This window comes from Acidihalobacter sp., assembly GCF_037381185.1.
GTDB lineage: Bacteria > Pseudomonadota > Gammaproteobacteria > DSM-5130 > Acidihalobacteraceae > Acidihalobacter_A.
Genome location: NZ_JARRQY010000098.1, coordinates 1 through 6506, shown reverse-complemented (window position 1 = coordinate 6506; position 6506 = coordinate 1). Strand labels below are relative to the sequence as shown.

Sequence of the window (6506 nt, the reverse complement as noted above, 5' to 3'; positions counted from 1 at the left end):
CCAGATGTTTGCCGCCCAGTTCTATCGCTTTGACAAACCCCGTCGCTGGATCAACTCCGGTGGATTGGGCACCATGGGTTTTGGTCTGCCGGCGGCGATCGGTGTGCAGATGGCCCATCCCAAGGCGGATGTGGCGGTGGTCACCGGTGAGTCGAGTATTCAGATGTGTATCCAGGAGCTTGCCACCTGTCTGCAGTATGATCTGCCGATCAAGATCATTCTGCTGAACAATGGCTATATGGGGATGGTGCGTCAGTGGCAGGAGTTCTTCTACGACAGCCGCTACTCCCAGTCGGTGATGAGCGTGACACCGGATTTTGTCAAGTTGACGGAGTCTTATGGTCACATCGGCATGCGGGTCGAGAAGTCGGAGGATCTGGAAGGGGCGATGAAAGAGGCCTTCTCCCATAAAGACCGCCTGGTGTTCCTTGATGTGGTGGTCGACCCGACTGAAAATGTCTATCCGATGATTGCCGCGGGCAAGGGGCATCATGAGATGTATCTGTCACCTGGGAGTGAGTTGGTCTGATGATCTGAAATTCCGAACGCGGCCGTTAGCTGCGGTCGGAACGGTCGGGCACCGCGCAATAGTGTGAACAGTCCCTAAGGATCCCTGATCTCCCGGCCCATGCCGTATTTCAGCTTGTGCACCGGCAGATACCAGAGCAGGCCGTCGATCAGCATCAGGAACCCCGCGCCGGCGAGGATGTAGTCGGTGATGCTGTAGGGCCCGCCTCCCAGCAGCTTGTTCATCGCGATCCCCAGACCGATGAAGGACACGCCGGTGCGGATCAGCGACAGCCCCGTTCGGGCGCGGGCATACGATGTCCGGTGGCTGGCGGCGATGGTGCGTTGCGCAGCGAGCAGATTGCGCTCGCGCGCCAGATGCGTGCGCTCCTTGCTGGCCGGGACCGGACGCAGGATGGTGCAATACTGCGGAATTGCGGCGGTGAGCCGGGCCAGCAGCGGTTCGTTCGCCGCTCTGGCGGGTGCGTCATCCAGATGATAGCGCTCGGTAAAGCGGATGTTCTTCTCGGTGATGTCCATCAGAACGCTTTGGCAGGGCAGGTCCATGCGCGAGCCGCGGACCTTGAGGTAATCGAACAGGCCGACGCCGGCCAGCACGATACCGGCCACGAGCACGGCGAGATGATGCGGCGCCAGCACGTTGTGGTCCATGCGCGTCAGCGCGTTCGACAACGCCACCATCGCCAGCCCCCAGCGCAACAGCTTCATCGCGGTTCGCGCCCGGGCGTGGCCGGTGCGGTGGCAGGCGAGCTTGGTGCGCCACAGGGCCATGGTGTTGCGCCAGTAGGCCAGGCCGGTGCGCTCGATGCCAATGAGCAGCTCCGCCTTCGCGTGGAGATAGTCCTGGATGTACCAGCACACGTCCTCGTTGAGCGCGACGCGAAACTCGTAGTCCGCGGCGGGAACGAGCTGTCTGACTTGCTCGCGCAGCGCCTCGCTGCGTGGATCGGCGGCGGCGATCACCACGGTCTCGCCCAGTTGCATCACCGGGAACCAGCCGCCGGCGCGCAGCACCTTGCCGTCCAGCCCCGCGAACAGGTGCGACGGCACCGGCAGCCGTTCGTCGTACTGTACGGTCAGGCAATCGTAGTGTCTGGACAGGGAGGTCAGCAGCTCGCAGCGCGAAACGCCGTATTCCTGCAGCAGCACGCGCTCCAGGTCGACGCCCCGAGCGGTCGCGCTGCGCTGCGCGGCGTCGAGCAGCGCGGCATCGATAACGCCGTCTTCGACCAGGGCACTGTACGGGTTCGTTTCAGTCGCCATGGCGGTAGTGCTCTCTGTTCCAGGCGACTTTCGGCTCGCTGTAGTCGGCGTCGGCGATCTCGAAATCCTCGTCGCAAAAGGACGAGCGGCGCTTGATCCGTTCGGCGGGCACATACCAGCGCAGCCCGTCCGCGATCAGGTACAGGCCGATCAGGACGAGGGCGATGTCGAAGGCGGACCAGAGCGTGTTCGCCCTGCCGAAGAAGCCGAAATAGATGAACAGGCCGGCGCCGATCGACATTATGCTGAAGCCGGTGCGGATGAACGCCATGCCCGTGCGCGCGCGCGCCATCACCGTACGCAGGTGCGACATCGCGTTGCGCTTGTCGGCCAGCGTGGTGCGCTCCAGCGCCAGCCCGGTGGTGGCCCACACACCAGGGCATGCATCGGCGGCATTCGCTTCCTCCACCGGGTCGCGCAGCGCGGCGTAGAGGCACGAGGACGGGAAAATCGTATCCCACAGGCCGCGCCGGCCGCTGACCTTGCTGACGTTTTCCAGCGCGGCATCGCCGGCGTGCCGCCCCGGCCGGTACCAATGGAAGCCTTCGGCCAGCATCAGCACACCGATGGCGATCAGGGCCCAGTCGAAAACCGACCACGGGCCGGGGTGGAACTTGCGGATGAAGGCGATGCCTATCCCGGCGAAGGCGGCGCCGGTGCGTGAGAACGCGAGCCCGGTGCGCGCCTTGGCCATCATGGTGCGCAGATAGGCCAGCACGGTCCGCTCCTCGGCAAGCGTGGTGCGGTCGTTGGCCAGGAAGCGGCGCCGCTCGACGGGCGAGAGCGCGTCCCAGTGCTCGCGCAGCACGCCGGCGCTGTCGACCACGGCGCTTCTTTGAAAGTCGAAGGTACCGCCCGGATCGGAAACTTCCAGCGCGGTGTAGTCGTCCGGAACGTCGTAGGGCGGATAGGGCTTGATGGCCTGCGCATGTCTGCGTGTCGGCAGATACCAGACCATGCCGTTGATGACTGCGGCCATGCCCAGGATCAGCAACGGAACTTCGAACCACAGCAGCACGCCGCCGCCGAGCAAGCGCAGAAATCCCACCGCGATGCTGACGAAGGCCAGCCCCGTGCGGGTGAGCGCGAGCCCGGTGCGACCGCGCGCCAACTGCGTGCGCTGGTCCGCGTAGCGGGTGCGGAGCACGGCCAGATACGTGCGCACCTTGGCCAGCGGCGTGCGTCCGCCCGTGACCGGGAATTCGGGGTTCAGGTCCGCGCTGTTTTCGATCAGGCGGACGAGGTCGGCGCGCGTGGCGACGCGGAACGTGATGTCGTCGACGCCGAGCGTTGCGCGGATGCGGCGCCGCAGCTCCGCATCGTCGGGCGTGCAGGCGACGACCTCGGCGCGGTCCTTGTCCCACGTCAGCGGTAGCCAGAGTTCGGCTCTGAGTGTGTCGACGTCCAGCCGTCGCAGAATCGATTGCGAGGCTGTCAACCCCTCGTCGTACTCGACGATCGGGTAATCGTACTGCTCGGATAGATGGGCGAGCTGTTCCTGTTTCGTGAGGTTTTGCGCGAGGATCGTCTTTCTCCGGGGAATCTGGTTCTTGTCGCATCGAGCGTGTTGAATTACGCGCGATGTAACTCGACTTCGACCGAACTTTCTCTCTCCGAGTTCCCTGTTCCGTCGAAGCATGACGGTGACAATCACAGGATACATGTTCCGGTTCGAGTCAAGTGAGGGCGCGCGCCGGGAGGGTTTGAAATCATGTCTGACTGAAGACGCACGCGTGCACTGCAATCGGAACAAGAGTCCAGACGCTACTGACGCACGAATTTGAACCTAAAACGGTAGCTTTCAACGCTTGATGCTGAAAGAAGACAGGGGGGCGATTGCAAGTCTGATGACGCCAAGGTCCGAACCGAGGGTTTTCTCGCAGGCGTTCCCTCAGGTGTTTCATGTTTTGATAACTTCTGGTTATTCAAAGGCATTCAAAATAAGCCTTTTGTATGTTTTGTCGTTGACTTTTTTGAATGCACCTAGTGGATCACGGTCTCCAAGGTTCAGCATTGTTACCGCGCAGTAGGTTATGGATTTTTCAACTTCATGCAATGTGGCAGTGACATTGGGGTGTCTGATCCATAGATTTTTTGAGAAAGTGGGAGTCCATATCATGGAGTACTGAGGTTCGTCGTATTGAAACTTCCAGCCGCGGAGATTTTCTCCGTGCCTCACTATCAGCCAAAACAACACCCTTATCGGAGTGTTTTCTTGGGATTCGTACTCAAAGATAAGCATGATGGTCTGTATATTATGGGGGGGCTAAAGAAAGATGCAGGCAATTTCGCATGAAACGGAGGTCGCTAGTGTCCAATAAAATACTCGTCCCAAGACGCGATCAAGTTTTGTAGTATGCATGTAAAGTACGTTGGGGTCTGGTGACATGCTGAAAAATTTTACAAATTGATATGTCGCCCATCTTGGCAAGGAGAGGGCTTGTGCAACGCCTATAATGTTTGGGTAGCCAGTTAACTTATGGTCTAAGCCGCTCTTCAATTGATCATTGTTTTTAAGTTTTTTGATGGTTGTTTCTCCAAATGCGATGCATAATATCGACGTAACCATCATGCCTAAAAGGCCGGCTAAGAATAAGGCTAGTAGGCTGTTGCTATTCATTGTCTGGATAACAGTCGCATGATTTTTTGTGTGGCGTTTCGGTACGGTGCTCTGGGAAGTGATTCGTACTTGCCGTTTCTTATGTCGCCATCTCGGCTGCATTTAAGTTCCCGGTGGCTAGGTTTATCCAGCTGGCGGCCTTAAGGCTGAGACTGGCGCTTCTCTTGAAACTTGGTGGGGGGCTGCTGCTTCGCTATTCTCTCGAAGGGGGTTAGGAAAATATCCACGGAATGAAGCCGCACAAGAATATTCCTGATATTGCAAATATTAGTGTCCAATAAAATATTCGTCCTAGAATCCTGTCGAGTTTCGTGGTGTGGGTGTAAAGTAGATTGTGGTCTGGAAGAAGTCCGTAAAATGTCCCGCGCCTGCGTACAATCCATTTTGGTAAAGATAAGGTTTGAGCTACGCTCATAATGTCCCACCCACTGTAGAACTCTAAGCCAAGGTGGTTCTTGACTTCGGGGTTTTTCCGTAAACGTCTAACGGTGACTTGGCCAAAAACAACCCAAAGAATAATCGCGATGAACATTGCAAGAAATGCAATATCTAAAACGATCGAGGAAGCTATAGAAAAGAAATGATCCATAATCTGGACAGCCAATGCAGGATATCGTCGTAACGGCCCCATGTTTTCCCGATGTCTTGCTGCTGCAAGGTCTGAGGTGATCGAAATCCAGCCGGTTGGTGTAACTGCAAGAGCGGCAGCTTCTATAGCCTCGAACGTAGCCATTTTGGCCAATCGGACTTAATTGATGCTTGTCACGGCTATCCAGATGAGTACGCAAACCACCGCTTCAATGAGTGTCCAATAAAAAAGTCTGCCGATGAAACGATCCATTTTCGTCGTATGCTTATAAAGCATCTCAGCATTCGGGAGTAGGCTAAAAGTTCTTTTGCTGGAACGAAACGTAAGCGATTTTGGCCAGGAGAGCGCCTGCGCGACGCCCACGATGTCCATCCCGCTTACATACTCCATTCCCAGTTTATGTTTTGTTTCTGGGTTTTTTCTCAACCGCCTAACAGTGATTTGTCCAAAAACAACTTGAAGAATCAAGGCGATGATTATGGATAATAAAGCTAGAAGGCCTAAAGTCGTATCAATCTCCTCATGAGTCATGGCTGTGGCATCCTGGCCATAATTTTGTCGTAGAACCTTCCTTTATCGCATTCTCAGACGCAGTCAAATATCTGCTCCAAGTGGCATGCTGACACATTATTTGTCCATGACAGCTTTAATTTAAGCCGCTATCCAGGAGAGCAGTACACATGAGAACAAACCGAGTGTTGCCGCAACGCCTGTCCAATAGAATGCTCGGGCTAGGATGCGGTCGAATTTTGTAGTATGCCTATACAGTAGTTTGGTGTCGGGCAGCATGCCGTATAGTGTCCCAGACCGTCGCGCTATCCACTTGGGCATCGAAAGGGCTTGTGCAACGGTTACAATATCCCAGCCGCTATATAGTTCCGCCCCAAGCTTTCCTCTAGTCTCGGAATTTGTCCTCAGTCTCCTGACGGTAACTTCTCCGAAAACGACCCATAGGATGGCTGCCACGATACCCACAAGCGAAAACACACCGAACAAAACTAGTACCGCGTTATTACTCATAAGCTGGATAGCCAATGCATAATTTTGTCATATAGCGTTCCGGCGTAATGCTCGGATAAATTATTCACGCCAACCGAGCCTGTTGCTGCCACACCAGCTACTATCAAGCCACCGATAACCAGTCCCACCCATCCAATCGGTGTTAATGCAACTACAAAACCTAAGGCATACATGCCGACAGAAGTTGCGATGGATCCTGTTAGTGCAGTCATCGTGAAACTCAGCGATTGGACGAACATTTCCCTTTCCCAATTACCACCAGCCTTGTAGTCCGTGTAAATATCGCCCACGCGACTGCCGAAGTCGATGACGGCCAACCCATTCCCAAGAAACTTTGCGTGCCGCGAAGCGGACCAGATCGGTGGCCTCGACACTGGACCCGACGTCGAGCCGGGAAGCCCGTCCAGTGCGTCGAATGCGCTCGAACATCCGTTCGTCGTTGGCGCGCAGCAGTCGCCGCTGGCGCTTGGGCAGACGAGACTTGAT

7 protein-coding genes are annotated in these 6506 nt (G+C 56.4%); 2 read left to right on the top strand and 5 right to left on the bottom strand.

Annotation, left to right across the window (positions count from 1 at the left end; all coding sequences use genetic code 11):
• Positions 1 to 529 (top strand): thiamine pyrophosphate-dependent enzyme (locus tag P8014_RS20125; protein ID WP_337819121.1); only part of this gene is annotated, 529 nt, incomplete at its 5' end.
• 74 nt (positions 530 to 603) lie between these two features.
• On the opposite strand, the gene P8014_RS20120 is transcribed toward P8014_RS20125, so the two are convergent.
• The 5 genes from P8014_RS20120 to P8014_RS20100 all read right to left on the bottom strand — a co-directional run bounded on the left by P8014_RS20120 (position 604) and on the right by P8014_RS20100 (position 6337).
• Complete coding sequence (locus tag P8014_RS20120; protein WP_337819120.1) at positions 604 to 1791, bottom strand: hypothetical protein; 1188 nt, start codon at positions 1789 to 1791, stop codon at positions 604 to 606.
• Positions 1781 to 3430: a hypothetical protein gene (locus tag P8014_RS20115; RefSeq protein ID WP_337819122.1), complete on the bottom strand. Its 1650-nt coding sequence runs from the start codon at positions 3428 to 3430 to the stop codon at positions 1781 to 1783. Before P8014_RS20115 ends, P8014_RS20120 begins: the two co-directional genes overlap by 11 nt.
• Positions 3431 to 4622: 1192 nt before the next feature.
• Positions 4623 to 5144 carry a hypothetical protein gene (locus P8014_RS20110; RefSeq protein ID WP_337819119.1) on the bottom strand — a complete coding sequence of 174 codons (522 nt, stop codon included), beginning with the start codon at positions 5142 to 5144 and terminating at the stop codon, positions 4623 to 4625.
• Positions 5145 to 5159: 15 nt separating this feature from the next.
• The gene (locus tag P8014_RS20105) at positions 5160 to 5531 is read right to left on the bottom strand and encodes a hypothetical protein (protein ID WP_337819118.1); all 372 of its coding nucleotides are present in this window, start codon (positions 5529 to 5531) and stop codon (positions 5160 to 5162) included.
• Between the two features lie 485 nt (positions 5532 to 6016).
• Entirely contained in the window at positions 6017 to 6337 is a 321-nt protein-coding gene (locus tag P8014_RS20100; protein WP_337819117.1) for a hypothetical protein, read from the bottom strand.
• On the opposite strand from P8014_RS20100, the gene P8014_RS20095 reads away from it, so the two are divergent.
• Positions 6327 to 6506: hypothetical protein (locus P8014_RS20095; RefSeq protein ID WP_337819116.1), on the top strand; the 180-nt coding region annotated here is incomplete at its 3' end. The two genes, P8014_RS20100 and P8014_RS20095, sit on opposite strands and share 11 nt — an antisense overlap.